Below are 23,574 nucleotides of genomic sequence, written 5' to 3'. Positions count from 1 at the left end.
CTCTCACCCCGTTCTCCGTGGGCCCTTCGACAAGGCTCAGGACAGGCCGGTCGAACGGCCCTGCGCGCGGTGCAGGCCAATGGAAGGACCGGGCGCAGCGATCACCCCATCCCCCCGTTGATCGACAGCACCTGTCCGGTGATGTATCCCGCCTCGTCACCCGCCAAGAAGCCCACCAGCGCCGCCACTTCCTCCGGCGTTCCCGCGCGCCGGGCCGGCACCAGGGCCGCGATGGCCTTGGCGTCGAACAAACCGGCGGTCATGGCCGAGGCGATGATGCCGGGAGCCACCACGTTGACCGTGATGCCGCGCGGGGCCAGTTCCAGCGACAAGGCCTTGCTCGCGCTGTGCAGCGCGCCCTTGGCCGCCGCGTAGTTCACCTGGCCGCGGTTGCCGGTCACGGCCGCCACCGAGCTGATGCTGATGATGCGACCCCAGCGCGTGCGCACCATGGGCAAGGACAGCGGCTGCGTCACGTTGAAGAAGCCGTTGAGGGACACGTCGAGCACGCGTCGCCACTGCGGCTCGGTCATGCCGGGGAACACCGCGTCGTCGTGGATGCCGGCGTTGTTCACCAGCACCTGGATCGCTCCCGCTTCCAGCAGGGCAGCCAGCTGTGCGGCGCAGGCCGCGTGATCGGTCACGTCGAAGGCCACCGCCTCGGCCGAACCGCCGTCGTCCCGGATCGCCTGCGCGACGGCTTCGGCGCCCGCGAGCCGTGAATGCGCGTGCGCGATCACGTGCAGCCCCTGGCGCGCCAGGCGCAGGGCGATGGCGCGGCCGAGGTCGCCGCTGGCACCGGTCACCAGGGCGCGCTTCATGCGGGCAGCGCCATGTTGAGGACCACCGCCAGCCGCCCGTCGAGCACGGGCTGGCCGTCGTGTCGCAGTTCGAAGGTGTAGAGCAGTTGCTCGGCAGTGCCCGCCAGGTGCTCCGCCTGCACCGACAACTCGCCGGGCAGGTCGTCCAGCCGCAACCGGTGCAGCCGCACCCCGCGCGCGCTGGCCAGGAAGCCTGGCGCGGCGCTGCGGCCGCTGGCGCGGGCGCGCAGGCCGCCGTGCACGGCGGCGGCCTGCGCGGCGTATTCGATGCCGGCGGTTGCCAGCAGGCCGCTGCGGCTGCGCAAGGGGTTGTCCGGGTCGGTGTGGCTGCGCGCGAGGCAGCGGATGCCCGCGTCGTCCCAGCCCAGCACCGATTCGAGCAGGCACATGCGGCCGCTGTGCGGGATGAGCGCCGCGATGTCGTCGTGGCCGAGGGTCATGCGAAGTCCAGGTCGATCAGCAGCGACAGCGCCGGCGGCAGGGCCAGCGCGACGCGCGCCGGGCGGCCGCGAGCCAGTGCCTCCAGCAGGGGCAGGGCCCGGCCGGCGGGCAGGTCCGTGCGCAGGGCCTCCAGGGCCGGGTCCTGGCAGTGGCTGGTCTCGCCAGGCGAGCGCGCCGGGCGCAGGTCGAATCGCAGCAGGGCCTGGCCGCGAGCAGCAGGCCCATCGCCCGGGGCCAGCACCAGCCCCAGGCCCAGCGTGCACGCCAGCGGGCGGCTGGCGTGCAGCGGCTCGGGATACGGCGTGTCGCTGGCGACCAGCAGCACGGGGGCGCCGGTGGAAAGCACCTGCGCCGCCGCCGACGACAGGCCGGTCGCGAAGCTCTCGTCGTGCGCGCACAGGCTGGTGGACGCCGCGCGCCCCTTCACGCCGATGTGCCAGTAGCCTGCCGCCGCGTTGTGGACCGAGTTGGTGAAGCGGGTGGGCGAGATCAGGCGGTCCACCGGGTCGGCGCTGGCCAGTGCCTCGCACAGCGCATGGCAGTTCGCGCCGTCGCCGCTGGAGGACGTGAACACCGTGGCGAGCGTGGCCGGGTCGGTGTCGGCGTGTGCGCAGGCGGCCTCGGCGGCGGCCAGGGCGATCTTCACGGCGGTGCCGGCACGTCGCCGCTCGGCCGCCGGCAGGCATTGGGGCGGCGCGATGGTGGTGGGCCCGGGCTGGTAGGGCTGCTCGCCGCGCAGCAGGGGCAGGGCCTCGGCCCAGCTGGCGAGGCCGGGGCCGATCAGGCCCACGCCCAGGAGTCGAAGGGTGCCGTTCGCCATCAGGCCGCTCCCAGGACCAGCGAGGCATTGGAGCCGCCGAATCCGAATGAATTGCTCAACACGTGGCGCAGGGGTGCGGGCCGGCCTTCGCGCAGGTAGGCCACGCGCAGCGCGGGGTCGGCCTGGCGAAGGTTCTGTCCGCCGGGCATCCAGCCTTGCGACAGGGCCAGCAGGCTGATCGCGGCCTCCACCGCGCCGGCCGCGCCCAGGGTGTGGCCGGTGGCGCCCTTGGTCGAGCTGCAGGGCGTGGCGGTGCCGAACACCGTGGCCACCGCGCAGTCCTCGGCCGCGTCGTTGCTGGGGGTGGCGGTGCCGTGCAGGTTGACGTAGTCGATCTGCCCCGGTTGCAGGCCCGCCTGCGCCAGCGCCTGGCGCATGGCTGCCACGGCGCCGGCACCTTCGGGGTGCGGTGCGCTCATGTGGTGTCCGTCGCTGCTTTCGCCCACGCCCAACAGGTGGCCGGCGGCGCGTTCGTCGCCGGCATCGCGCTGCAGCAGGGCGAAGCCCGCGCCTTCGCCCAGCGACACGCCCGAGCGGCCCTGGTCCCAGGGGCGGCAGATGTCGGGCGAGAACAGCTGCAGCGAGTTGAACCCGTACAGCGTGGTCAGGCACAGGCTGTCCACCCCGCCGACCACGGCGGCGTCGATGAAGCCGGCCTGGATCATCCGCGCGGCGTCCCCGAACGCCTTGGCTCCCGAGGAACAGGCGGTGGAGATGACCCAATGCGGCCCTTCGAGCGCCAGCGCCTGGGCCACGAAGGCCGCCAGCGAGCCGGTGCTGTGCGTGGCCTCGTAGCGGAAGGAAGCGGGCAGGGCGCCGTCGCCGCCGCGCGCGCGGTAGGCGTGCTCGGTCTGCAGGATGCCCGAGGTGCTGGTGCCCAGGATCACGCCGACCCGGTGCGCGCCCCAGCGGGCCCGCGCCCGTCCCACCGCGTCGGCGAAGCCGTCCTGCCCCAGGGCGAGCCAGGCCAGCCGGTTGTTGCGGCAATCGAAGGCCTGCAGCTCGGCCGGCAGGGCGGCGTCGGCCAGTCCCTCGACGGTGCCGATCCAGCCGGGCAGCCGCACGTCCTCGAAGTCGCAGGGCCGCAGGCCGCTGCGCCCCGCCCGCAGGGCCTGCCAGTTGGCCAAGCCGCCGACGCCCAGCGCGGTGCTGAGGGTCGAGTGGGTGATGGGCAGCGCATTCATGGCCTGGCGGCCTCCTCGCGCTGCGCGACCAGCAGCACGTTGGCGAATGGCGTGCCTTCGCTCATGGGGCGCGGCTCGACCCGCAGCCCCAGGGCGCGCAGTTGCTCGATCCACTCGGGCAGGGTGCGGCCGTAGGTGGGCGGCACGGTGTGGCCACGCACGCGGGTGACCAGCCGGTCCACCCATTGGCTGATGGCGAAGCCGCGCCGCGCGCCGGCATCGCCCACCCGCAGCAGCAGCCGGCCGCCCGGGGCGAGTGCATCGCGCACGCGGCGCAGGACTTCGTTCTGCTCGGCGTGGGTCACGTAGTGCAGCACGTCCAGGATGACCACCGCATCGCAGGCCGGAAAGTCGACCCGCCGCATGTCGCCGCAGACGAAGCGGGCGTCGCCGCCTTCGCCCAGCGCAGCGCGGGCACGCTCCACGTCGCGCGGCATGAGCTCGATGCCGGTGACGCGCGCGCCGGCGGGCGCCGGGGCCCAGCCGGCGGGCCATCGGTGCGCCACTTCGCCGCGGCCGCAGGCGCGCAGCAGGCTGGCCAGCAGTCCCTGGCCGCAGCCGATGTCGAGCACGCGCGCGCCGGGCGCGATCAGGCCGTGGCGCAGCAGGTGGCGGAAGACCGGGTCCATGCCCAGCTTGCCGCGGGCGAAGTGCCAGGCGAAGCGGCCGGCGCCGCGATAGGGCTCGCTGGCCAGGTCGAGCAACTGGCGCCAGGCCAGGGTGTCGGGGTTGCGGGAGGTGGCGTTCACGTCGAAAACGGTTCGGGATCAAGGGCAGCCGGCAGGGTGACCAGGCGCAGGCCACGGTCATGCGCTCGTGCCGCGAGTGCCGGCAGCACGTCGAGCAGCACCGGCCGCCCGCCGGGGGTGCGTGCGGCGTTGCCGTCGTGCAGCAGCAGGATGTCGCCTGCGGCCAGTCCGCGCAACAGGCGCGCCTGCACCTTGCGGGGATCTGTCTCGCGGGTGTCGTAGCCGCGCCGCGTCCAGCTGACCAGGGTCAGGCCCAGGCGGTGCAGCACCGGCGCAAGAAAGGGATTGCGCAGCCCCGCCGGGGCGCGGAACAGCGTGGGCGGCTGCCCGGTGATGTCGCCCAGGATGGCTTGCGCGCCCTCGATCTCGCGGGCGAACCCGCGCGGGCCGAGCAGGGAGAAGTCGTGCCGGTGGATGCGGCTGTGGTTCTGCACGCTGTGGCCCCGCCGAACGATCTCGCGCACCAGTTGCGGGTGCGCGCGGGCGCGCCCGGCGATGCAGAAGAAAGTGGCGCGCACGTCCAGCCGGTCGAGCAGGTCGAGCACCACCGGCGTGACGGCCGGGTCGGGCCCGTCGTCGATGGTCAGCCCGATTTCCCCGCGCGCGGCGGCGGCGGGCGGCAGCCGCACCAGGTTCTCGCCCAGGGCGGTGGAGCGGGGCCAGAGGCCGGTGGCGGTGAGCAACGCATGGTTCAGGCCCAGGGCGGCAAGCGTCCAGGGCCAGGAGGCGGGCGCGGCCAGCAGTCCGGCAACGGCGCCCAGGTGGACCGCTGCCGTGACCCGCAGCAGCGGCGTGGGCCGCCACGGCGGGCGGCCAGTGGGTGCAATCGGAAAGGTCACGGGGTTCGGGTCTCGCGCTGCGGCTGGAGCGGCTCAGCCGTGGCGGCGATTCTCCCATGGGCATTCGCGGGGCCGCCCCGGCAGAACGCGGCGGCCAGCAGCAGCGACAACGCGGCGCCGGGGGCCACGGTCTGGCCCACGGCGGCGAGGGCGGGAATGTCGGCCGTCGCCAGGATCGCGAAGGACGCCACGGTGGTGAGGTTGGCGATCAGCAGCGAGGCCAGCGTTTCGGGGTCCGCCTGCCCGTGAACCTGCAGGTGATCGAAGAACAGGGCGTAGTTGGAGCCGATGGCCACCACCAGCAGCAGCCCCACCAGGTGCAGCACGCCCAGGGCGACCCCGGCGAGGGTGAAGGCGGCCAGCACCGCCACGGTGCTGCCGGCCAGCGGGGCCAGCACCCGCAGCAAACGGCGGCCGTCGCGCAATTGGGCGGCCAGCAGCGCCACCACGGCCAGGGCGCCGAGCAGGGAGAGCTTCAGCGCCTCCTGCAGGTAGTCGGCGTAGATGGCGTCGATCTCGGTCTTGACGTGCAGCACCTGCACCCCCGGCAGCGGCTGCAGCGCCTGGCGCAGCTCGGCCGCCGTGAGCACGGGCGCCGCCGCGCCGTTCGCGCCTGCGGGCGCTTCGTCCGCCAGCTGCAGCTGGATCAAGGCCTGCCAGGGCGAGCCGTCGCGGCCGGGGACCAGCTGCGCCGCCAGCGCCGTGGCCAAGGGGGTGCCGGCCAGGTCTTGCGGGCGCAGCGGCTCGCGACTGCGCTGGGCCTGCACGTCGGCGATGAAACCGGACAGGCGCGCCGGCGGGAACGGCCCGCCGGCGGCGGCGGTTTCCAGGCGCTGGCGCAGCACCGATTCCTCGGGCAGGGCGCCGCGCCGGGCGAGCTGGGTCGCCGGACTGGGCAGCAGGGTGGCCGGGGACTGGTAGCCGAGCAGGCGCCCCTGCGCCACCAGGGCGTCCAGCCGTTCGCCCGCGCGCTCGGCGGCCTGCAGCACCGATCCCTCGTCCGGCCCCTGCACCGCCACCAGCAGGCCTGATTCGCTGGCGCCCAGGTCGGCCCGCAGCGACGCATCGAGCGCCAGCGCCTCCTGCGGAATCGGGCTCAGGCCGGCCAGGGTGCCGCGCCAGGGCGAAGGCAGCGCCAGCAGCAAGGCCGCACCGGCCAGCACCGCCAGCGCGAGCGGTGTGCGCCAGGCCGGTGCACGTGCCGACAGCTGGCCCAGGGCGCGGCCGAAATGCGGGCGCAGTCCCCGGCCCGCCGTGCCTTGCGGCGCCAGCACCGGCAGCAGGAAGCGCGTGGTGAGCGCCGCGGCGACCAGGCCGCTGACCGCGAACACGCCCAGTTGCGCCAGTCCCGAGAAGCCGGCCACCGCCAGTGCCGCGAACCCCGCCACCGAGGTCAGCAGCCCCAGCCGCACGGTGGGCCACTGCGTCCGCAGCCAGCCGGCCCGCCCGTGCTGCCGCGCCTGCACCAGGTAGTAGATGCCGTAGTCCACCGCCTCGCCGATCAGCGTGATGCCGAACCCGAGGGTGATGCCGTGCACCTGGCCGGCCACCGCGTGGACCGCGACGATGCCGGCGACCACCCCGCTGGCGACGGGCAGCAGCGCCAGCCCCAGCGGCAGCAGCCGCCCGAAGGCCACCAGCAGCAGCCCCAGCAGGGCCACGGTGTCCAGCAGCGCCAGGCGCTCCACTTCCGCCTGCACCGCGGCGCGTGACTGCACGGCGAAGGTGCCGGGGCCGGACAGCTCCAGCTGCAGGGCGGGCAGGCGCAGGGCCTCGAACGCGCGCCGCACGGTGTCCTGCGCCCGGGCCTGGCCGTCCAGATCGGAGCCGTCGGCCCGGCTGGTCGCCAGCAGCAGCGCGCGCGGCTCGGTGCGCGACATCCAGACACCGTGTTCCATGCGCGGCGCCGACGCGGGGATCATGGTTTCGGCGATGCGGACCACCTCGCCCGTCGGATCGCGCCAGACCAGGGGCCCGAGGGCGGCACCGGCAGGCGTGCCGAGCAGGCTGGCGGTGTCCAGCAGCGCCTCGCGCAGGCCCTCCACGGTGAAGCGCTGGGCATCGATCGCCGGGCTGAGCAGGTACCGGTGCTCGAACAGCACCCGTCCGAGCGCTTCCTGGCCCGCGTTGTCGCCGTTGTTCACGCTCTCGAACGCGCCGCTCGCCCGCAGCGCCTGCGCCAGCCGGCGCGAGGCCTCGGCACGCCCCGGCGCATCGCCGCCGCGCAGTCCCACCAGCAGCACCCGCGAGGTGGCGCCGGCCTGCAGCTGGGACACCAGCAGTTGCTGCTCGGCGCGCGGTTGGGCCGGCAGGAAGGCCGACATGTCCGCCACATAGGTGGCGCGTACGCACAGCCACAGGCCCAGCGCCATCAGCACGAGCCAGGACCAGACGGCAGGGTCCTGCCAGCGAGGACGCGAAGGCTTCACGGGCGCGGGGTGGCGGGGGCGCTGGTGCGCCCGTCCAGCGGTTCGATCTGCATCACCGACCGGTCGCCGTTGGCCATGGACACGCGCAGCTCGCGCACCTGGGCCTGCTGCCCGGTCAGGCGCAGCAGCGGGACCTGCGCGCGGACCTGGGTATCGCGCGGCACCAGCTCCAGCTGCCACAGCGCGGCGTCGCCGGACAGCCTCACCTCGAAGTGCTTCTCGAGCACGTCGCGCCGGCCGGTCAGGGTGCCGCGGATCGCCTCGACCATCACCAGCGCCTCGGGCGTGGCGTCCAGGGCCATGGTGCGGGTGCGGCCGCCCTGCGTGAGCGTGAGCCGGTTGCCGTTCACGGCCATGCGCTCCCGACGGGGCTGCAGCGTCTCGCGCACGAACACATCGGGCGCGCTGAAGCTCAGTCGGCCGCTGGCATGCAGAAGCTGGTCGATCTGCGCCACATGCCGCTCCTCGCGGAACAGCGCCTCGCCCGATTCGTTGCGCCCCAGCAGGCGGGTGAGGGCGGCCAGGTCGAAGCCGGCCGCCCGCGAGGCCAGCGGCGCGGCCGGCCACAAGGCCAGCCCCGCCAGGGCCGCCAGCATGCGGCGGCGGACGTCAGAAGCGGGCGTGGGAGGTCGGGGGCTCATGCGGCTGCGCGGCTGCGACGGGCTTCGCGTCGCGAGCGCCCGCCCAGAAGTCATAGAAATTGAACCAGTTGTAGGGGGACCGGCGGCACTGGCGTTCGAGCACCGCGGCGTAGTGCCGCAGCGCCTGCTCGATGGCCGCTTCGCGCGCGGGGCCGGCCGCCACCGCGCTGAAATCGGCGAGCTCGTCGAATTGCAGGTGGTAGCGTGCGCCGCCCTCGTAGAGCCCGGCCATGAACACGACCGGGCATCGCAGCATGGCGGCCAGCCGGAAGGGGCCGTCGGGAAACAGGGCTGGCGAGCCGAGGAAGGGCACGGACACGTTGCGCGAACGGCCCGCGGACATGCCCGCCGGCAGGCCACGGTCGGCCAGCACCCCGGCGACGCCGCCCGCCTGCAGCCAGTCGCGCAGTTCGAGCATGGATTCGAGCCGCCCCAGGCCGATGACGCGCAGCTCGGCCTGCGGTGCGATGGCCTGCAGCACCGCGTTGATCTTGCGGGCGTTGTGCTCGTACATGCACATGGCCACGCGCAGCCCCCGACGCGACCGGCCCAGCGCGCGCAGCGCCTCGAAGCTGCCCAGGTGCGCGCCGATCAGCAGGGCGCCGCGGCCATGCGCCAGCACCTGGTCGAGCGCGTCGGCGCCGCTCACCTCGACCTCGAAGCCGCGTCCCTCTTCTCGCAACAGGTAGACGCGGTCGAGCACGGTGGCGGCGAAGCGGTGGATGTGGCGATAGCGCTCACGCCAGCCCGGGCGGCGCCCGAGCACGCGCCGCAGGTAGGCGGCGGACGCCCTTGTGGCTGGGCCACCGAACAGCAGGAAGTACGCGGCGATGGGGTGCAGCAGTGCGCGGGCCACCGGCCGGCCCAGGGCCACCGCAATCCAGCGCATGGCGCGAATGAGCGCCAGGCTGCCGCGCTCGGACTGGCTGGCCCAGTTCGAGGGCGCCGCTTCGCGTCTCGAGCCGCTCACGCGTTGCTCCCGCCGGGCACGTCGAGTTGCCCGGTGGCCGCGAGAACGCCGCCTTCGCTGTCGCCAAGGGCGTGTCGCCACAGTTCGAAGCGCCATCCCTGCGCGCGTGGCGCCCAGCGCAGCTCGAGCGCGGCGCCCGGTCGCACGGGCGCGAGGAACTTGGCTTGCGACAACACGGGCGTGCTTTGCGCGGGACACAGCGGCAGCAGCACCTCGAGCGCCTCCGACAGCAGCACCACGCCCGGCAACAGCGGTTGCCCCGGGAAGTGGCCCTCGAAGGCCGGGTGCGCCAGCGGCAGCGCGATCGGCACCGACTGCACGGCCGGCCTCAAAAGCGCGAAGCCGGCGCCGCCAGCAGCGCGGCGGCCCACTCGGCCAGGCGTTGCGCCGGCAGCTTGCCGGTGGCATCGCGCGGCAGCGACCGCACGCGCACGATGCGCCGGGGCAGGAAGGCGGCATCCACGCGCTCGCGCAGTGCGGACCGCAGCGCCGAGTCGCTGAGCTCGGGCGCGACCACCAGCGCCACCAGCCGCACGGCCTCTTCACCGTGCCCTTCGCGGGGCAGGAAGAAGACGCCGTCGTGAACGCCGTCGATGCTGTTGAGATGGTGGTTCAGGTGCGACAGCGAACTGCGCTTGCCGGCCACGTTGATCAGGTCGTTGGAGCGGCCCAGCAGCCGGAAGCGCGTGGGCGAGATCACGTCGAGCACGTCGCCCAGGCGGGTGGGCTCGGGCACATGGCCGCCGCTGACGGTGACGAACTCGCCATTGCCCCGGAGGCGCAGCTCGTCGAAGGTTTCCCACTCGGGGCCTTCGACCGTGCGGCGGCTGGCCACCTGGCCCGCCTCCGTACACCCGTAGATCTCCATGAGCAGGCCACCGCACACGGCTTCGGCGCGCGCGGCCAGCTGTGGCGACAGGGGCGCGGTGGCGCTGATCACCAGGTCGGTCGGCGGCACCTCCACGCCCGACTCGAGCAGCGCCTTCAGGTGCAGGGGCGTGGTGACCAGCACGCGCGGCCGAGGCACCGAGGCCAGCGTATTCGCCACGTCCTGCGGATAGAACGGCCGCTCGGCCGCGAACGAGGCCCCGCCGATCAGCCCGATCAGCACGGTGGATTCGAAGCCGTACATGTGGTGGGCCGGCACCGTGCCGACCACGGCCACGCCGCGCAGGCTGGGGCGGCCCAGGTAGCGGGCGATGCGCGCGGCTTCGGCGCCGACGTTGGCGTGCAGGGGGCCCCAGTGTTTGCCGTGCGGCATGGGCTGGCCCGTCGATCCCGAGGTGAGCACCCAGGCCGCGTGGTGGTCGCCGGCGAGCGCCGGGACTGCGGCAGCGGCGGGCCTTGGTTCAAGCGGGCCGAAGGACACCGTGGGCAGCGCGAGCGCCGGCTGCCCGGGGTCGGCCAGCACGTAGGCCGAAGGAAACAGCGATCGCAGGCGCGCCACCATGTCGGGTGTGTGGTTCGGCGGCATCAGCGCCGACTGTCCTCGCAGCAGGGCCGCGCCCAGCGCCAGGGCGAAGTGGTAGCGGTCGGCCGTCATCGGCAGCACCGGCCCGCCCGCGGGCAGGGCCGCGGCCAGGCCCTGCGAGTCGGCCAGGAAGCGCTGCCGCGAGATCGGCTCGCCGGCACGCCAGGCCAGCGGCTCGTCCAGGTTCCCGAGATCGTTCAGCAGGGGAAAGCGTTGCAGCATGGGGCTCTCACTTGGGAGACCGACCGCTGGCCTGCCAGGCGCGGAAACCCGCCGCCAGGCCGACCCGGTCGAACTCGGGATGCAGGCGGTACCGCAGCAGGTATTCGCCGACGAACATGAGCACGGTGAACACCGGCGTGAGGAGGTTGGCGAAGAGCGACCAATGGTCGAAGTCGCCGCAGGCGTACAGCAAGAGGGACGCGGTGGTCATGGCCAGGAAGTACAGCGTCCAGACGGCCGTGAGGCGGCGCGTGTAGCCGGCCATGGCGGGAGTCATGCCGCCATGCACGCGCGCGGCCAGCGCCGTGATCAGCGGCTGTGAGCCGCGCCGCAGGGTGGAGCCGAACCAGGCCGCCAGTGCCGCATGGATGCCGGCGTGTTGGGCCAGGTACAGCAGGGCGGGGGAAAGGGCCTGCCCGCGCAAGCCCGCAACGGCCAGTGCGGCACCCACCGTGCAGCCCAGGGCCAGGACCTTGCGGCCGGACTGCCACAGGCCGCCGATGCCCAGCAGGACCAGGGGTCCCAGCACGACCAGGAGCGTGATGCCGGCGTCGCCGGCCCGCGTCATCAGGGAATGGGACACCACGGCATAGGCCGCCGCCAGCAGGACGGGAAGCGCCCATCGGCTACACGACGACGCCCGCCCGGCCATCTCAGGCTTTCCGATGGGCGGCGATGTAGTCGGACAAGGCCGCCAGCGACGCGTAGATCTTTTCGTTGTTCTCGTCGTCGGCGCGCAACTGCACGCCGTACTTCTTGGACACCACCAGCGACACCTCGAGGATGTCGATGGAATCGAGCCCCAGTCCGTCGCCATAGAGCGGCGCCTGCGGGTCGATGTCTTCGGGGGAGACTTCGAGGTTCAGCGCCTCGACCAGCAGCCCCGCCACCTCGCGGATCAATTCGTTGTTGGCAGTCGTCATTCGTGAGCCTCTTGCCGCAGGGGCAGAGAAAGCGCGCCATTCTAGTTGAGCCCATGGGCCACAATCCCCGGCGCCGCCTGTGCCGCGGACGGCGTTTCGCGGTAATCCTGCTCACAATCCCGAAGAACCTGCCGAGCCATGCCATCCCCCCTCCCCACCCCGGTATCCGAGCGCGACGCCGTGTCCTTGCCGCACTCGCCGCTGCCTGCCTACTACGACAGCAACGACCCGGCCGCGCGCGAAGCCTTCCTGCGCAAGACCTTCGACGACACCGCGGTCGACTACAACCGCCTGGAAGCCATCCTGGGCCTGGGCACGGGCTCGTGGTACCGGCGCCAGGCGCTGCTGCGCGCGGGCCTGCGCCCCGGCATGCAGGTGGTCGACGTGGGCATGGGCACCGGCCTGGTCTCGCGCCAGATCCTGCGGATCACCGGGCAGCCCGAGCGCCTGGTGGGCGTCGACCCGAGCCCCGGGATGATGGAGCAGGCCCGTTTCGACGGGCACCCCGTCGAGTGCCGCGTGGGTCGTGCCGAGTCCATTCCGGTGCCCGACGCCAGCGCCGACTTCCTGGTCATGGGATATGCGCTGCGCCACATCGCCGACTTCGCCGCCGCGGCCGCCGAGTTCCGCCGCGTGCTCAAGCCGGGCGGACGGCTGCTGGTCCTGGAGATCACCAGCCCCGAAGGGTCGATCGCCAAGACCCTGCTCAAGGCCTACATGCGCGGAGCCGTGCCGCTGATGGCACGTGCGGTGTCGCGCTCGGCCTCCACGCCCATGCTGTGGCGCTACTACTGGGACACCATCGAGGCCTGCGTGCCGCCCGCCCGCGTGCTGCAGACGCTCTCGGCCGCCGGCTTGATGGACGCCGAGCGCCACGTCGAGCTGGGCATCTTTTCCGAGTACCGCGCGCGGGGCTGATCGCATGAGCGCGAAGCGGCGGTTGCAGGCGATCGCGGCCATGCTGCTGGGTGCAGCGGCCCTGGCGGCCCAGGCCCAGGCCCAGGTGCAGACGCGCAGCCCCCATCCGGCCGACCATTGGGAGTTCGCGGTCGAAAGCGGCTGGCTGGCCAAGGTGCGCGACAACTCGCCGCACGAATACCGAATCGTGCCGGTGCAGGCCGTGTGGCGCAGCCCGGTGTTCGCCGAGGTGTGGCGCGGCGCGGCGGGCGAGCGGCTGGTGCTCAGGCACCGGCTGGCGCTGGTGTCGGAATTCATCCGCAACGGTCCCGAGGACTACTACGTCGCCTTCGCGGGCGCGCCCTCGCTGCAGCTGTGGTCCGCCGACGGCCGCCAGGCTGCCTTCCTCGAAGTGGGCGGCGGTGCCGGTTTCGTCAACTCCAAGGGCGTGCCGGGTGGGCAGGGGCAAGACCTCAGCTTCAACTGGTTCGCGCACCTGGGCTGGCGCCGCCAACTCGATGCCCGACTCGGCGTCACCGCGGGCGCCTACTTCACCCATCACTCCAACCTCGGCATGACGGATCCCAACCCAGGCATCGATGTGCTGGGCTTGAACATCGGCGTGGTCTGGACGCTGGACTGATCACGGGCGGCCCAGCCCCCTAGAATCCCCCCCGTTGGTGCTCGCGCGCCCGATCATCGGGCCGCAGTTCAACGGGAAGCAGGAGGGAAGGCTCACAAGCCGACCTAACCTGCGCTGCCCCCGCAACGGTAAGCAGACGGATCGTTCACACGGGCGATCACTTGACGGCACACCGCCACTGGATGCACCCGCATCCGGGAAGGCGCCGCAAGCCGCTCTGCCAGCCCGGATACCGGCCAACAGCGTGGCGCGCGCCCTTGGGCGGCGCCGGTCGCCCATGCACCGTCGGGGAAGGCGGTGCCGGCATCCTGCTTGTGTTGATTCCATGACGTTTCGTCCGTCCCCTTCGCGCCTGTTGGCGCTCTCCCTGGTCGCGCCCAGTGCGGCTCTTGCGCAACCCGCCTCCCCATCCACCCTCGATCCGATCGTCGTGACGGCCACGCGCGTGCAGCAGCCGCTGACCGACGTGCTGGCCGACGTGACGCTGATCGACCGCGCCGCCATCGAGCGCAGCGGCGCCACCGGGCTGGCCGACCTGCTGGTGCGCCAGCCCGGCATCGCGATGTCGCGCAACGGCGGACCGGCCGGCACCACCAGCCTGTTCGTGCGCGGCGCCGAGAACCGCTTCACCCCTGTCTTCATCGACGGCGTGCGCGTGGACTCGCAGGCCACCGGCGGCTTCAGCTGGAGTGCGATCCCGCTGTCGCAGATCGACCGCATCGAGATCGTGCGCGGCCCGGCCGCCGCCGTGTACGGCTCCGACGCCATGGCCGGCGTGGTGCAGATCTTCACGCGCCGTGGCGAGGGACCGCCCACGCCGACCGTGCTGGTGGGCATCGGCAGCAACGACACGCGCCGGGCCGAGGCGTCGGTGCGGGGCCGCAGCGGCGCCATCGACTATTCGCTCGGGCTGGCCGGCGAGCGCAGCGACGGCTTCGACTCGCAGGTCACCGGCAACCCCGACGAAGACGGTTATCGCCGCCGCTCCGCCTCCGGCAGCCTGGGCTGGCGGCTGGACGATGCGCACCGCGTGGAGCTCACCGCGCTGGCCAGCAGGCTCGACGCGCAGTTCGACGGATTCATGCCGGGATTCGACGACCACGCCCTGCAGCACCTGCGCACGCTGGGCGCGGCGTGGTCGGCGCGCTGGTCCGACCGCTACAGCACGCGGCTGGCGCTCAGTCGCGGCACCGAACGCTACGAAACCACGCCATCGCCTTACGTCACCGAAACGCGCGTCACCAGCTACCTGCTGCAGAACGAATGGCGCCTGGGCGCGCACCGCTTCAACATCGACCTGGAGCGGCGCGAGGACCGCCTGGACAACGCCAGCACCAGCCCCGCGGTGACCGATCGATTCCAGAACGCCCTGGCGCTGGGCTGGGGCCTGAGGCAGGGCGCACACACGGTGCAACTCAACGCGCGCCATGACGATGACAGCGAGTTCGGCGGCCAGTCCACCGGCAGCCTGGCCTATGGCTTCGAGTTCCGCCCCGACTGGCGCATCACCGCCTCGGCCGGCACGGCCTTCCGGGCGCCCACGCTGTTCCAGCGCTTCAGCATCTATGGCCTGCCCACGCTGCGTCCCGAGCGGGCGCAGAACCGCGAGATCGGGCTGCGCTATGCCAGCGCCGGCACCAGCTTCAGCGCGGTGGCCTACCGCAGCCGGGTGCGCGAGCTGATCAACTTTCTCAGCGGCCCCGGCAACTGCCCGCCCACGGCCAGCGCCTTCGGCTGCTACGCCAACACCGGGCAAGCCGAGCTGGAAGGCCTGACCTTGGCCGCCGGCCATCGCCTGGGGAGCGTCAACCTCAGCGCCTCGTTCGACCTGCAGGATCCGCGCGACCTCGCCACCGGCAACCAGCTGCCACGCCGCGCCCGCCGCTTCGCCACGCTGGCCGCCGACACCCGCGTCGCCGGGTGGACCACCGGTGCCGAGCTGCAGCTGGTGGACGACCGCTTCAACAACGCCGCGAACACCCAGCGCCTGCCGGGCTACGGCCTGTTGAACCTGCACGCCTCGACGGCGATCGGGCGCGATTGGCGCCTGCTGGCCCGCATCGACAACGTCGCCGGCAAGGACTGGCAGACCGCGCTGGGCTACCGCATGCCCGGGCGCATGGCGCAGGTGGCGCTGCAGTGGGAACCGAAGTAGGCGCCGTCCCCGCAGAATGACCGGCATGAGCGGCTTGCAAGGCAAGGGATGGTGGGCGCGGCTGGCCCGGGGCTGGCTGCTGCTGGCCTGCATGGCCCTGGGCACCGCGCGGGCCGCGCCGGTGGAATTGACCGACGACCGGGGCGCCACCCGGCGCTGGCAGGCGCCGCCGGTACGCATCGTCTCGCTACTGCCGTCCCTCACCGAAAGCGTGTGCGCCCTGGGCCACTGCGACCGCCTGGTCGGCCTGGACCGCTACTCCAACTGGCCGCCTTCGCTCGCGCCGCTGCCCCGGCTGGGCGGCGGGCTCGATCCCGACCTCGAGGCCGTCGTCGCGTTGCGGCCCGACGTGGTGCTGATCGCGCCGTCCGCACGTGCCGTGCAGCGGCTGGAGAGCCTGGGCCTGAAGGTGGTCGCGCTGGAGCCCAAGAACCATGCGGACGTGCGGCGCGTGCTGCTGCTGCTGGCCCGGCTCACCGGCGCGGGCGAGCAGCGGGCGCTGCGTACCTGGCAGCAGATCGATGCGGCGATGAACGCCGCGGCGCAGTCGCTGCCGGCCCGCGCGCGCGGGGCCCGCGTGTATTTCGAGGTGAGCCGCGCACCGCACGCCGCGGCGCCCGGCTCGTTCATCGGAGAGACGCTGGCGCGGCTGGGCGCCGGCAACGTCGTGCCGACCGGGCTGGGTCCGTTTCCGCAGCTCAACCCCGAGTTCGTGGTGCGCGCCGATCCCGACGTGATCATGGTCAGCGACCGGCACGTGCCCGCCCTGGCGCAGCGACCGGGTTGGTCGGGGTTGCGCGCGCTGCGCGAGCAGCGGGTCTGCGTCTTCAGCCCGGAGGAGGGCGACGTGCTGGTGCGCGCCGGCCCCCGCATGGCCGAAGCGGCGCGGCTGATGGCGCAATGCCTGGCGGAGAAGGCGCCATGAAGCTTGCCGGCCGCTTCGCACCCGCCGGCACGGCTGGCCTGCGCATCGCGGGGCCGCTGGCCCTGGCCGCGGCCCTGTTGCTGGTCGGCGGCGTGCTGGCCATCCTGAGCCTGGGCGTGGGCAGCGCCGGCATCGAGCCGGTCTGGCGCATGCTCGCCGACCCCGTCGCCTCGCAGATCGTCTGGGACATCCGGGCCCCGCGCACCGCGGGCGCTTTCGCGGCCGGCGGGTTGCTGGGGCTTGCAGGGGCGGTGGCACAGGGGCTGTTCCGCAACCCCCTGGCCGATCCCTTCCTGCTCGGCAGCGCGTCGGGCGCGTCGCTGGGCGTGGCGTTGGCCTTGGCGGCCATGGGCGTGTCGCCGTTCGCGGCCGAATGGATCGTGCGGCTCGGCCTGACCGGCGCCGCCTTCCTGGGTGCCGTGCTGGCGGTGGCGCTCACGCTCACCCTGGCGCGGGGGGTGCAACACACGCTGCGGCTGCTGCTGGCCGGCGTGGTGGTGGGGGTGGTGCTGGGCTCGCTCACCTCGCTGGTCATGCTCACCACGCCGCAGATCCTGCAAGCCATGCAGGCCTTCATGCTGGGGTCGACGGCCTTCCTGGGCTGGACGTCGGCCGTGCTGATGCTGGGCGTGGGCCTCGCGTGCCTGGTCCCTGCGCTTGCGCTCTCCCGAGCCCTGGACGGCCTGGCCTTGGGCGAGGCCACGGCGCTCAGCCTGGGCCTGCCCATGGCACCCGTGCGCGCGGTGATGGTGGCCGTGATCGCGCTGGCCACCGGCGCGGCCGTCGCGCAGGCAGGGCTGATCGCCTTCGTCGGGCTGGCGGCGCCCCACCTGGTGCGTGCCGTGCTCAAGACGCGGCACGCGCCCTTGCTGCTGCTGTCCAGCCTGATGGGCGGGGTGCTGCTGCTGCTGGCCGACATCGTGGCGCGCGGACTGCTCGCGCCGCAGGAGTTGCCGGTGGGCGTGGTCACCGCCTTGCTGGGCGGCGGCTACCTGCTGTGGCTCATGCGGCGGCGGGGGGACGAATGACGGCGCTCAGCGTGCAAGGCCTGCGGGTGCGACTGGGGTCGCGCGAGGTCCTGCACGGGCTGGACCTCAAGCTGGCGCCCGCGCGGTGGACCGCCATCGTCGGCCCCAACGGCGCCGGCAAGTCCACCTTGCTCAAGGCCTGCGCCGGCTTGCTGCCGCATCCCGGGCAGGTGCGGCTGCAAGGTCGCGCGCTCGGTGCCATGACGGCGCGGGAGCGGGCTCGCGCCGTGGCCTGGCTGGCGCAGGGCGGGGCAGGGGCGTCCGGTGCCGACGACCTCACCGTGCTCGACGTCGCGCTGCTGGGGCGCCTGCCGCACCAGGGCTGGCTGGCGCCGCCCGGCCCGGCCGACCACGCCGCCGTTGAACGCGCGCTGCGTGCCACCGGTGCCTGGGCCTGGCGCGACCGCGCCTTCGGCCGGTTGTCGGGCGGCGAGCGCCAGCGCGTGCTGCTGGCACGCCTGTTGGCCGTGGAAGCCGACCTCATGCTGATGGACGAACCCCTGGCCAACCTCGATCCGCCGCACCAGGCCGACTGGATCGCGCTGGTGCGCCAGCTGGTGGCCGAGGGCCGCACCGTCGTGAGCGTGCTGCACGAGATCACGGTGGCCTTGCTGGCCGACGACGTGGTGGTGCTCGACGCAGGCCACGTGCGGCATGCCGGCGGCGCCGCCGACCCGGCCACGCACCGCGCCCTGGAAGGCGTGTTTGAAAGACGCATCGAGGTGCGGCAACTGGACGGGCGCTGGGTGGCGCTGCCGCGATGAGCGCCGCCCGGCCGCCCGAAGGCGCTCAGCCCCCTCCGCTCGCGCAGGGGGGAGGAGCAGCCCGCGCAGCGGGCAAGCCTGGGGGAGGCATTCCAGTGCTCGCCGCCCGGCCGCCCGAAGGCGCTCAGCCCCCTCCGCTCGCGGAGGGGGGAGGAGCAGCCCGCGCAGCGGGCAAGCCTGGGGGAGGCATTCCAGTGCTCGCCGCCCGGCCGCCCGAAGGCGCTCAGCCCCCTCCGCTCGCGCAGGGGGGAGGAGCAGCCCGCGCAGCGGGCAAGCCTGGGGGACGTTCCCAGTGACCGCCGCACGCTGCGTGATGGTCCTGGGCACCAGCAGCGGCGCCGGCAAGAGCTGGCTGGCCACGGCCCTGTGCCGCCACTACGCGCGCCAGGGCCTGCGCGTGGCGCCCTTCAAGGCCCAGAACATGAGCAATAACGCGCGGGTGGTTCCTGGCCTTGACGGCGGCTGGGGCGAGATCGGCAGCGCGCAGTACTTCCAGGCACTGGCGGCACGCACCCCGCCGAGCGTTGCCATGAACCCGGTGCTGCTCAAGCCCGAGGCCGACACCCGCAGCCAGGTGGTCCTGATGGGGCAGGTGGACGCTGCGCTGGGCGCCACGCCCTGGCGCGAACGCAGCGAACGCGTGTGGCCGGTGGTGCGCGATGCGCTCGATTCCCTGCGCGCCACGCATGACCTGGTCGTGATCGAAGGCGCAGGCTCGCCCGCCGAGATCAACCTGCAGGCCAGCGACATCGTCAACCTGCGCGTTGCGCGCCATGCGCAGGCCGCCTGCCTGCTGGTTACCGACATCGACCGCGGCGGCGCCTTCGCTCACCTGTATGGCACCTGGGCCCTGCTGCCGGAGGCCGAGCGAGCCTTGATCCGTGGCTTCGTGCTGAACCGCTTTCGTGGCGACGCCGCCCTGCTGGCGCCGGCGCCGGAGCTGCTGCGGCAGATGACCGGCATACCCACGGTGGCCCTGCTACCCATGTGGTGGCAGCACGGCCTGCCCGAGGAGGACGGCGTGTTCGACGACCGCAGCCGCGCGAACGGCGCGGTGCGCCAGACCGTCGCCGTCGTCGCCTATCCGCGCATCGGCAACCTCGACGAATTCCAGCCGCTGAAGAACGTGCCGGGCCTGCGCCTGGTCTGGGCCCGCACGCCCGCGGATTGCGCGGGCGCCGACTGGATCGTGTTGCCCGGCTCCAAGCAGACCAGCGCCGACCTGGCCTGGCTGCGCGGCCAGGGCCTGGACCGAGCGGTTGCCACGCATGCGGCCAAGGGCGGAATGGTGCTGGGCATCTGCGGTGGACTGCAGATGCTGGGCGAGGCGCTGCTCGATCCGCACGGCATCGACGGAAACGGGCCGGGGCTGGGGCTGTTGCCGCTGGTCACGCAGTTCGAGCAAGACAAGACGGTACGCCTCGCGCGGCTGCGCCTGGGCGAGATCGTCGGCCCCTGGGCCGCGCTGTCGGGGCTGGAGGTGAATGGTTATGAAATCCACCATGGCCTCACCGTGCAGCACCCCGCCATGGCGGCGGCTGGCGACGTGGCGCGGGAGGTGGCCGCGGGATTGGCTTGGCAGAACCGGGGCGGCAACGTGCTGGGGGTGTACCTGCACGGCTTGTTCGAAGACGCGGCAGTCCTGCGGGCCTTGTTCGGGAGCGCGGTGAGGACGCTGGATTCGGTGTTCGACGGATTGGCGGACTACATCGAGCGGCACTTCGAGCCTGGGGTGCTGGAGGAGTTGGCGCGCTGACGAACACACCTTGGAGCCGGCGGGGTGCGGTATGCCATCATCGCCCGCCCATGCCGTTCGCCACCCGTCACCGCCGCACGCTCCGTGAGGTCCAGCTCATCGGGCTGCTGATCCTCGGGCTGCTGTGTGCGCAGTGGCTGGGCCTGGCGCACCGCACGCGCCACAACCCCCATGCCACGGCGGCGGCTACGGCGTCCGACCCGCACGCGAACGTCTTTGCCGGGCATGCGGCCGGCGATCCGGCCTGCCTGCTTTACGACGCGTTGGCGCCCGGGCAACCCACGACCTCGGCCACGGTTTTCGTCTCCGCCGGCCCGATCCCCTGGCTGGCCGTGTTCTCGCACCCGGCCTGTGTGGCCCGCCACGTCGCGCTGTTCGACGCGCGCGGTCCTCCGGTTTCTCGCTGATCTTCATGCCTTGACGGATCTGCGCAGCGCTGCGTGCGCGGCCGATCCCTGTTTCCTTCTTTTCAGATCAGCGAGAGTTTTCATGCGTTTCGATTCCGCGTGCGCGTTGCGCCGCACCCTTGTTCCCCTCGTCCTGGCCACGGCCGCTGCGGGCCTGCACGCACAGACCGCCCCCGGCGGCTGGCAGTTCGGCGCTGTGCTCGATGTGCAGGCCGCCTCCCGCGAACTGGCCCTGGGCACCCACGACAAGGGCCTGGGCCTGGGTCACAGTGACCTCACCGCCTCCGGTCCGCTGGGCCGCCACCTGCAGGGCCGCGTCACGGCCGCCGCCCACAGCGACGACCGCCGCCTCGAATTCGACCTCGAAGAAGCCTTCGCCGAAACCCGCACGCTGCCCGCCGGCCTGCAGCTGCGCGCCGGCCGCTTCGCCTCCCAGATCGGCTACCTCAACGAGCAGCACCCGCACGCCGACGACTTCGTGCAGCGGCCGCTGTCGCACCGCGCCTTCTTCGGACGCCACTGGGTGGACGACGGCCTGCGCCTGAACTGGGTGGCGCCCACCGACCTGTACCTGCGCCTGGGCGCCGAGCTGTTCCGCGGCCGTGGCCTGGTCGACGAGCCCGGCCCGCGTGCCGGCGCCGCCGTGCTGTCGGCCCGGCTGGGCGGCGACCTGGGCGCCAGCCAGAGCTGGCAGGCGGGGCTGTCCTTCCTGAACAACCGGCGCCAGGCGGCCGCAGAAGCGCACGAGGGCGAACACGAAGGCGAGGACGGCGAGCACGAGCTGGACGATCACGCAGCCCACGCCCACGGCGCCAGCTTCAGCGGCCGGCGCATGTGGCTGGGCGACATCGCCTGGAAGTGGGCGCCCGGCGGCAACAACGCCCGCCAGCAGGTGCGCGTGGCCTACGAACGCGCCGTCGTGCGCGGCCTGGCGGGCCCGGCCGCGGGTGGGCGCCACGTGGGCGATTACCTGAGCGCGGTGTGGCGCTTCGCCCCGGCCTGGGAGGTGGGCGCGCGCACCAGTGTGCTGAAGGCGCGCATGGCCCACGACGACCACGCGGACGACGGCAAGCTGCGTGAGAACGCCGTGATGCTGGCCTACCGGCCCACGCACGCGCAGGTGCTGCGGCTGCAGCTGACGGACCAGCGCGATCGCGGTGGTTTCGAGGGCGCCGCGCGCGCCGTGCAACTGCAATACATCCTGAACTGGGGGGCCCATGCCGCGCACACGTTCTGACCGTCGCACGGCCCGCTGGCACGCGGCGCTGGGCGGGTTGCTGCTGGCCGCCGCGTCCGGCGCGCAGGCGCTGACCGTCTTCACCTGCGAGGCCGAGTGGGCGGCACTGGTGCGCGAGCTCGCGCCGCAGGCGCAGGTACGCAGCGCCACCCATGCCCGCCAGGATCCGCACCACATCGAAGCCCGGCCGAGCCTGATCGCCGCGCTTCGCAATGCAGACCTGGCGGTCTGCACCGGCGCCGGCCTGGAGGCGGCCTGGCTGCCCACGCTGCAGCAGCGCGCCGGCAACCCGCGCGTGCAGGACGGTGCGCCGGGCATGGTGTACGCCTCGGCGCAGGTCAAGCTGATCGACCCACGGCCGCCGGGAACGCCCTTCGAGGGCGACGTGCATGCCGAAGGCAACCCGCACCTGCACCTCGATCCGCGCAACCTGCTGCCGGTGGCGCAGGCGGTGACGGCCCAGCTGCAGGCGGCCGATCCGGCGCGGCGGGCCGACTATTCCGCCCGGCTGGACGCCTTCACGCAGGCCTGGCGCGGCCGCATCGGCGACTGGGAGCGCCGCGCAGCCTCCTTGCGCGGAGCGCGCGTGGCCACCCAGCACACCACCTTCGCGTACTTCTGGCGCTGGCTCGGCGTGGAGCCCGTCGCCGACCTCGAGCCCAAGCCCGGCCTGCCGCCCACGCCCGGCCACCTGCAGCGGGTGCTGGAGGCCACCCGCGCCAATCCCCCGGCCGCCGTGGTGGTGTCCCTGTACCAGGACCCGCGTCCGGCCCAGTGGCTGGGCCAGCAGCTCGGGCGGCCGCAGTCGGTGCTGCAGCTGCCTTCGACAGTGACCGAGGAAGCTGGAACGGACTCGCTGGCAGGCCTGTTCGATCACCTGATCGATCGCCTGCGGGCCACCCGATGAGCGGCGGGGCGGCTGAACTGGCCTGGCTGGCCGCGCCGCTGGCCGCCTTGCTGGCCGCCTGCCTGGTGCTGGTGCCGCTGGGGGTGCAGGTGCTGCGGCGCGGCGTGGTGTTCATCGACCTGGCGGTGGCGCAGGTGGCGGCCTGCGGCACGCTGGCGGCCGGGCTGCTGGTGGAGCAGCCCTCGGCGGTGGTGCAGGCCGGCTCGGCGGCGGCTGCTGCACTGGCCGGCGCGGCCGGGGTGTGGTGGCTCGCCAGGCGCTGGCCCCATCAGCGCGAGGCCCTGATCGGCCTGGTCTACGTGGCCGCCGCCAGTGCCGCCTTGCTGGCCGCCAGCCATGACCCGCATGGGCGCGAGCGGTTGTCGGCGCTGCTGGCGGCCGATGTGCTGTGGGCCGACTGGGGCGCGCTCGGCGGACTGGCCGTGGCGGCGGTGGTCGTGCCGGGGCTGGCGCTGGTTCGTCGCTGGCTGGATCGGGACGCGCTGTTCTACCCGGTGTTCGCCATCGCGCTGAGCGTGGCGGTGCCGGTGCTGGGCTTGTACGTGGTATTCGGCCTGCTGATCGGGCCGGCCCTGTGGGCGCGGCGCGGCGGCAGCCTGCCCGCGTCGATTGGCGCGGGGGCGCTGGCTTGTGCCGGCGGGCTCGCGTTCTCGACCGCCCTCGACTGGCCCAGCGGCGCCTGCGTGGCGCTGGCCCTGTGCCTGCTGGGCCTGGCCACGACCTTGAAACTGGGCCAGGCGCCGCGTCAGACGTACTGAGGTCCTGCTCCCGCCTGACCAGCGGGCTCCTCGATGACTTCGATCTCGGGTCCGCTGCTGCCGGAATATTCGCGGCGAGGTATGAGCGAGGCCCAGACCACCGTCAGTAGCACGCCGGCCCAAGAGAGCTGATCGTCGCTGTTGAGTCCTAAGTAGAGGAAGCTGGCCAGCAGGGCACCTTCGGAGCTGAACGTCGCCCCCCGCAGAATTCCTTCATGTCGATCATCTTGAAAGGAGCGACGGAGTGCCACCTCGCTGATGAGACTGAGAACGGCACCGGCAGCGTAGACGCCCGATACCGCCGGGTCTGCCTGGTGTCTTGAAGCCAGGAAGCCGCACAGCGCAGATCGGCCCAACGCAACGACGGTTGCCGCGGGACCGGCGAGCTGCGTGCGGATGGCGTCGAGCCGTTGCCGCACGCGTTCGCAGGCGCTAGTCGAACCCCGCTCGCGAGGCGGGCGCGGTGGGGCAATCTCCAAGGGTCCTTCCGGGGGTAAAGACGATTCGGCGGGAGCTGCCTGCAGTTCAAGCGCAGCCACCGGTTGCGAAAAAGAATAGGTAACGCGATTCAGTCCCTGCATGGCATC

General features: G+C 73.1%; 25 protein-coding genes and 1 riboswitch. Of the genes, 11 read left to right on the top strand and 14 right to left on the bottom strand.

Translation table 11 applies throughout. The annotated features are described in order from the left end of the window. Positions 1 to 101: 101 nt before the first annotated feature. The 13 genes from fabG to JI739_RS00875 form a co-directional block, all read right to left on the bottom strand. Positions 102 to 821, bottom strand: coding sequence for a 3-oxoacyl-ACP reductase FabG (gene fabG / locus JI739_RS00930; RefSeq protein ID WP_201681971.1), 720 nt, complete (start codon positions 819 to 821; stop codon positions 102 to 104). Beyond that, a complete protein-coding gene (locus JI739_RS00925) occupies positions 818 to 1,261 on the bottom strand; it encodes a hotdog family protein (protein WP_201681970.1) in 444 nt (147 codons plus the stop codon). Before JI739_RS00925 ends, fabG begins: the two co-directional genes overlap by 4 nt. Next, the gene (locus tag JI739_RS00920) at positions 1,258 to 2,082 is read right to left on the bottom strand and encodes a beta-ketoacyl synthase chain length factor (protein WP_201681969.1); all 825 of its coding nucleotides are present in this window, start codon (positions 2,080 to 2,082) and stop codon (positions 1,258 to 1,260) included. Before JI739_RS00920 ends, JI739_RS00925 begins: the two co-directional genes overlap by 4 nt. Then, on the bottom strand, positions 2,082 to 3,266 hold the full coding sequence (locus JI739_RS00915) for a beta-ketoacyl-[acyl-carrier-protein] synthase family protein (RefSeq protein WP_201681968.1): 1,185 nt from the start codon (positions 3,264 to 3,266) through the stop codon (positions 2,082 to 2,084). Before JI739_RS00915 ends, JI739_RS00920 begins: the two co-directional genes overlap by 1 nt. Then, entirely contained in the window at positions 3,263 to 4,015 is a 753-nt protein-coding gene (locus JI739_RS00910; protein ID WP_354003653.1) for a methyltransferase domain-containing protein, read from the bottom strand. The genes JI739_RS00915 and JI739_RS00910 overlap by 4 nt, the downstream gene beginning before the upstream one ends. Further along, a complete protein-coding gene (locus JI739_RS00905) occupies positions 4,012 to 4,854 on the bottom strand; it encodes a polysaccharide deacetylase family protein (RefSeq protein ID WP_201681967.1) in 843 nt (280 codons plus the stop codon). The genes JI739_RS00910 and JI739_RS00905 overlap by 4 nt, the downstream gene beginning before the upstream one ends. Next, positions 4,851 to 7,283: an MMPL family transporter gene (locus tag JI739_RS00900; RefSeq protein ID WP_201681966.1), complete on the bottom strand. Its 2,433-nt coding sequence runs from the start codon at positions 7,281 to 7,283 to the stop codon at positions 4,851 to 4,853. Before JI739_RS00900 ends, JI739_RS00905 begins: the two co-directional genes overlap by 4 nt. After that, entirely contained in the window at positions 7,280 to 7,879 is a 600-nt protein-coding gene (locus JI739_RS00895; RefSeq protein WP_236589016.1) for an outer membrane lipoprotein carrier protein LolA, read from the bottom strand. Before JI739_RS00895 ends, JI739_RS00900 begins: the two co-directional genes overlap by 4 nt. Before the next feature lie 13 nt (positions 7,880 to 7,892). Further along, the gene (locus JI739_RS00890) at positions 7,893 to 8,894 is read right to left on the bottom strand and encodes a lysophospholipid acyltransferase family protein (protein WP_354003652.1); all 1,002 of its coding nucleotides are present in this window, start codon (positions 8,892 to 8,894) and stop codon (positions 7,893 to 7,895) included. Beyond that, entirely contained in the window at positions 8,891 to 9,214 is a 324-nt protein-coding gene (locus tag JI739_RS24315) for an ApeI family dehydratase (protein WP_354003651.1), read from the bottom strand. The genes JI739_RS00890 and JI739_RS24315 overlap by 4 nt, the downstream gene beginning before the upstream one ends. 8 nt (positions 9,215 to 9,222) lie before the next feature. Next, a complete protein-coding gene (locus JI739_RS00885) occupies positions 9,223 to 10,587 on the bottom strand; it encodes an AMP-binding protein (RefSeq protein ID WP_236589015.1) in 1,365 nt (454 codons plus the stop codon). 7 nt (positions 10,588 to 10,594) lie between these two features. Then, complete coding sequence (locus JI739_RS00880) at positions 10,595 to 11,170, bottom strand: COG4648 family protein (RefSeq protein ID WP_201681963.1); 576 nt, start codon at positions 11,168 to 11,170, stop codon at positions 10,595 to 10,597. Positions 11,171 to 11,240: 70 nt separating this feature from the next. Then, positions 11,241 to 11,510, bottom strand: a complete 270-nt coding sequence (locus JI739_RS00875) for a phosphopantetheine-binding protein (protein WP_201681962.1) — start codon at positions 11,508 to 11,510, stop codon at positions 11,241 to 11,243. Positions 11,511 to 11,648: 138 nt separating this feature from the next. On the opposite strand from JI739_RS00875, the gene JI739_RS00870 reads away from it, so the two are divergent. The 11 genes from JI739_RS00870 (at position 11,649) to JI739_RS00820 (ending at position 22,987) form a co-directional block, all read left to right on the top strand. Further along, positions 11,649 to 12,428, top strand: coding sequence for a class I SAM-dependent methyltransferase (locus tag JI739_RS00870; protein ID WP_201681961.1), 780 nt, complete (start codon positions 11,649 to 11,651; stop codon positions 12,426 to 12,428). Positions 12,429 to 12,432: 4 nt separating this feature from the next. Continuing rightward, complete coding sequence (locus JI739_RS00865) at positions 12,433 to 13,050, top strand: acyloxyacyl hydrolase (protein ID WP_236589014.1); 618 nt, start codon at positions 12,433 to 12,435, stop codon at positions 13,048 to 13,050. A gap of 18 nt (positions 13,051 to 13,068) precedes the next feature. After that, positions 13,069 to 13,305: riboswitch (cobalamin riboswitch) on the top strand. Between the two features lie 70 nt (positions 13,306 to 13,375). Further along, positions 13,376 to 15,205, top strand: a complete 1,830-nt coding sequence (locus tag JI739_RS00860; RefSeq protein ID WP_201681960.1) for a TonB-dependent receptor domain-containing protein — start codon at positions 13,376 to 13,378, stop codon at positions 15,203 to 15,205. Between the two features lie 25 nt (positions 15,206 to 15,230). Beyond that, positions 15,231 to 16,130, top strand: a complete 900-nt coding sequence (locus tag JI739_RS00855) for an ABC transporter substrate-binding protein (RefSeq protein ID WP_201681959.1) — start codon at positions 15,231 to 15,233, stop codon at positions 16,128 to 16,130. Continuing rightward, positions 16,127 to 17,158: a FecCD family ABC transporter permease gene (locus JI739_RS00850; RefSeq protein ID WP_201681958.1), complete on the top strand. Its 1,032-nt coding sequence runs from the start codon at positions 16,127 to 16,129 to the stop codon at positions 17,156 to 17,158. Before JI739_RS00855 ends, JI739_RS00850 begins: the two co-directional genes overlap by 4 nt. Further along, complete coding sequence (locus JI739_RS00845) at positions 17,155 to 17,922, top strand: ABC transporter ATP-binding protein (RefSeq protein WP_201681957.1); 768 nt, start codon at positions 17,155 to 17,157, stop codon at positions 17,920 to 17,922. Before JI739_RS00850 ends, JI739_RS00845 begins: the two co-directional genes overlap by 4 nt. Before the next feature lie 313 nt (positions 17,923 to 18,235). Continuing rightward, positions 18,236 to 19,678, top strand: a complete 1,443-nt coding sequence (locus JI739_RS00840; protein ID WP_201683254.1) for a cobyric acid synthase — start codon at positions 18,236 to 18,238, stop codon at positions 19,676 to 19,678. 50 nt (positions 19,679 to 19,728) lie between these two features. Beyond that, complete coding sequence (locus JI739_RS00835; RefSeq protein ID WP_201681956.1) at positions 19,729 to 20,085, top strand: hypothetical protein; 357 nt, start codon at positions 19,729 to 19,731, stop codon at positions 20,083 to 20,085. Between the two features lie 82 nt (positions 20,086 to 20,167). Beyond that, positions 20,168 to 21,322: a hypothetical protein gene (locus JI739_RS00830; protein ID WP_236589013.1), complete on the top strand. Its 1,155-nt coding sequence runs from the start codon at positions 20,168 to 20,170 to the stop codon at positions 21,320 to 21,322. Then, positions 21,303 to 22,229 (top strand): metal ABC transporter substrate-binding protein, encoded by a 927-nt coding sequence (locus tag JI739_RS00825; protein ID WP_201681955.1) that lies wholly within the window; start codon positions 21,303 to 21,305, stop codon positions 22,227 to 22,229. The genes JI739_RS00830 and JI739_RS00825 overlap by 20 nt, the downstream gene beginning before the upstream one ends. Continuing rightward, positions 22,226 to 22,987, top strand: coding sequence for a metal ABC transporter permease (locus tag JI739_RS00820; protein WP_201681954.1), 762 nt, complete (start codon positions 22,226 to 22,228; stop codon positions 22,985 to 22,987). Before JI739_RS00825 ends, JI739_RS00820 begins: the two co-directional genes overlap by 4 nt. Here the strand turns inward: JI739_RS00820 and JI739_RS00815 are convergent. After that, positions 22,975 to 23,568: a hypothetical protein gene (locus JI739_RS00815; protein ID WP_201681953.1), complete on the bottom strand. Its 594-nt coding sequence runs from the start codon at positions 23,566 to 23,568 to the stop codon at positions 22,975 to 22,977. The two genes, JI739_RS00820 and JI739_RS00815, sit on opposite strands and share 13 nt — an antisense overlap. Between the last annotated feature and the right edge of the window lie 6 nt (positions 23,569 to 23,574).

The organism is Ramlibacter aurantiacus, assembly GCF_016722895.1.
Lineage (GTDB): Bacteria > Pseudomonadota > Gammaproteobacteria > Burkholderiales > Burkholderiaceae_C > Ramlibacter > Ramlibacter aurantiacus.
Note: the sequence above shows the minus strand (reverse complement) of the source record. Positions and strands in the feature narration are given on the sequence as shown.

Excerpts from the sequence above, each read along its gene's own strand:
- fabG (WP_201681971.1), bottom strand. The coding sequence starts at position 821 with ATGAAGCGCGCCCTGGTGACCGGTGCCAGCGGCGACCTCGGCCGCGCC.
- JI739_RS00925 (WP_201681970.1), bottom strand. The coding sequence starts at position 1,261 with ATGACCCTCGGCCACGACGACATCGCGGCGCTCATCCCGCACAGCGGC.
- JI739_RS00920 (WP_201681969.1), bottom strand. The coding sequence starts at position 2,082 with ATGGCGAACGGCACCCTTCGACTCCTGGGCGTGGGCCTGATCGGCCCC.
- JI739_RS00915 (WP_201681968.1), bottom strand. The coding sequence starts at position 3,266 with ATGAATGCGCTGCCCATCACCCACTCGACCCTCAGCACCGCGCTGGGC.
- JI739_RS00895 (WP_236589016.1), bottom strand. The coding sequence starts at position 7,879 with ATGCTGGCGGCCCTGGCGGGGCTGGCCTTGTGGCCGGCCGCGCCGCTG.
- JI739_RS00885 (WP_236589015.1), bottom strand. The coding sequence starts at position 10,587 with ATGCTGCAACGCTTTCCCCTGCTGAACGATCTCGGGAACCTGGACGAG.
- JI739_RS00875 (WP_201681962.1), bottom strand. The coding sequence starts at position 11,510 with ATGACGACTGCCAACAACGAATTGATCCGCGAGGTGGCGGGGCTGCTG.
- JI739_RS00870 (WP_201681961.1), top strand. The coding sequence starts at position 11,649 with ATGCCATCCCCCCTCCCCACCCCGGTATCCGAGCGCGACGCCGTGTCC.
- JI739_RS00865 (WP_236589014.1), top strand. The coding sequence starts at position 12,433 with ATGAGCGCGAAGCGGCGGTTGCAGGCGATCGCGGCCATGCTGCTGGGT.
- JI739_RS00860 (WP_201681960.1), top strand. The coding sequence starts at position 13,376 with ATGACGTTTCGTCCGTCCCCTTCGCGCCTGTTGGCGCTCTCCCTGGTC.
- JI739_RS00855 (WP_201681959.1), top strand. The coding sequence starts at position 15,231 with ATGAGCGGCTTGCAAGGCAAGGGATGGTGGGCGCGGCTGGCCCGGGGC.
- JI739_RS00850 (WP_201681958.1), top strand. The coding sequence starts at position 16,127 with ATGAAGCTTGCCGGCCGCTTCGCACCCGCCGGCACGGCTGGCCTGCGC.
- JI739_RS00845 (WP_201681957.1), top strand. The coding sequence starts at position 17,155 with ATGACGGCGCTCAGCGTGCAAGGCCTGCGGGTGCGACTGGGGTCGCGC.
- JI739_RS00840 (WP_201683254.1), top strand. The coding sequence starts at position 18,236 with ATGGTCCTGGGCACCAGCAGCGGCGCCGGCAAGAGCTGGCTGGCCACG.
- JI739_RS00835 (WP_201681956.1), top strand. The coding sequence starts at position 19,729 with ATGCCGTTCGCCACCCGTCACCGCCGCACGCTCCGTGAGGTCCAGCTC.
- JI739_RS00830 (WP_236589013.1), top strand. The coding sequence starts at position 20,168 with ATGCGTTTCGATTCCGCGTGCGCGTTGCGCCGCACCCTTGTTCCCCTC.
- JI739_RS00825 (WP_201681955.1), top strand. The coding sequence starts at position 21,303 with ATGCCGCGCACACGTTCTGACCGTCGCACGGCCCGCTGGCACGCGGCG.
- JI739_RS00820 (WP_201681954.1), top strand. The coding sequence starts at position 22,226 with ATGAGCGGCGGGGCGGCTGAACTGGCCTGGCTGGCCGCGCCGCTGGCC.
- JI739_RS00815 (WP_201681953.1), bottom strand. The coding sequence starts at position 23,568 with ATGCAGGGACTGAATCGCGTTACCTATTCTTTTTCGCAACCGGTGGCT.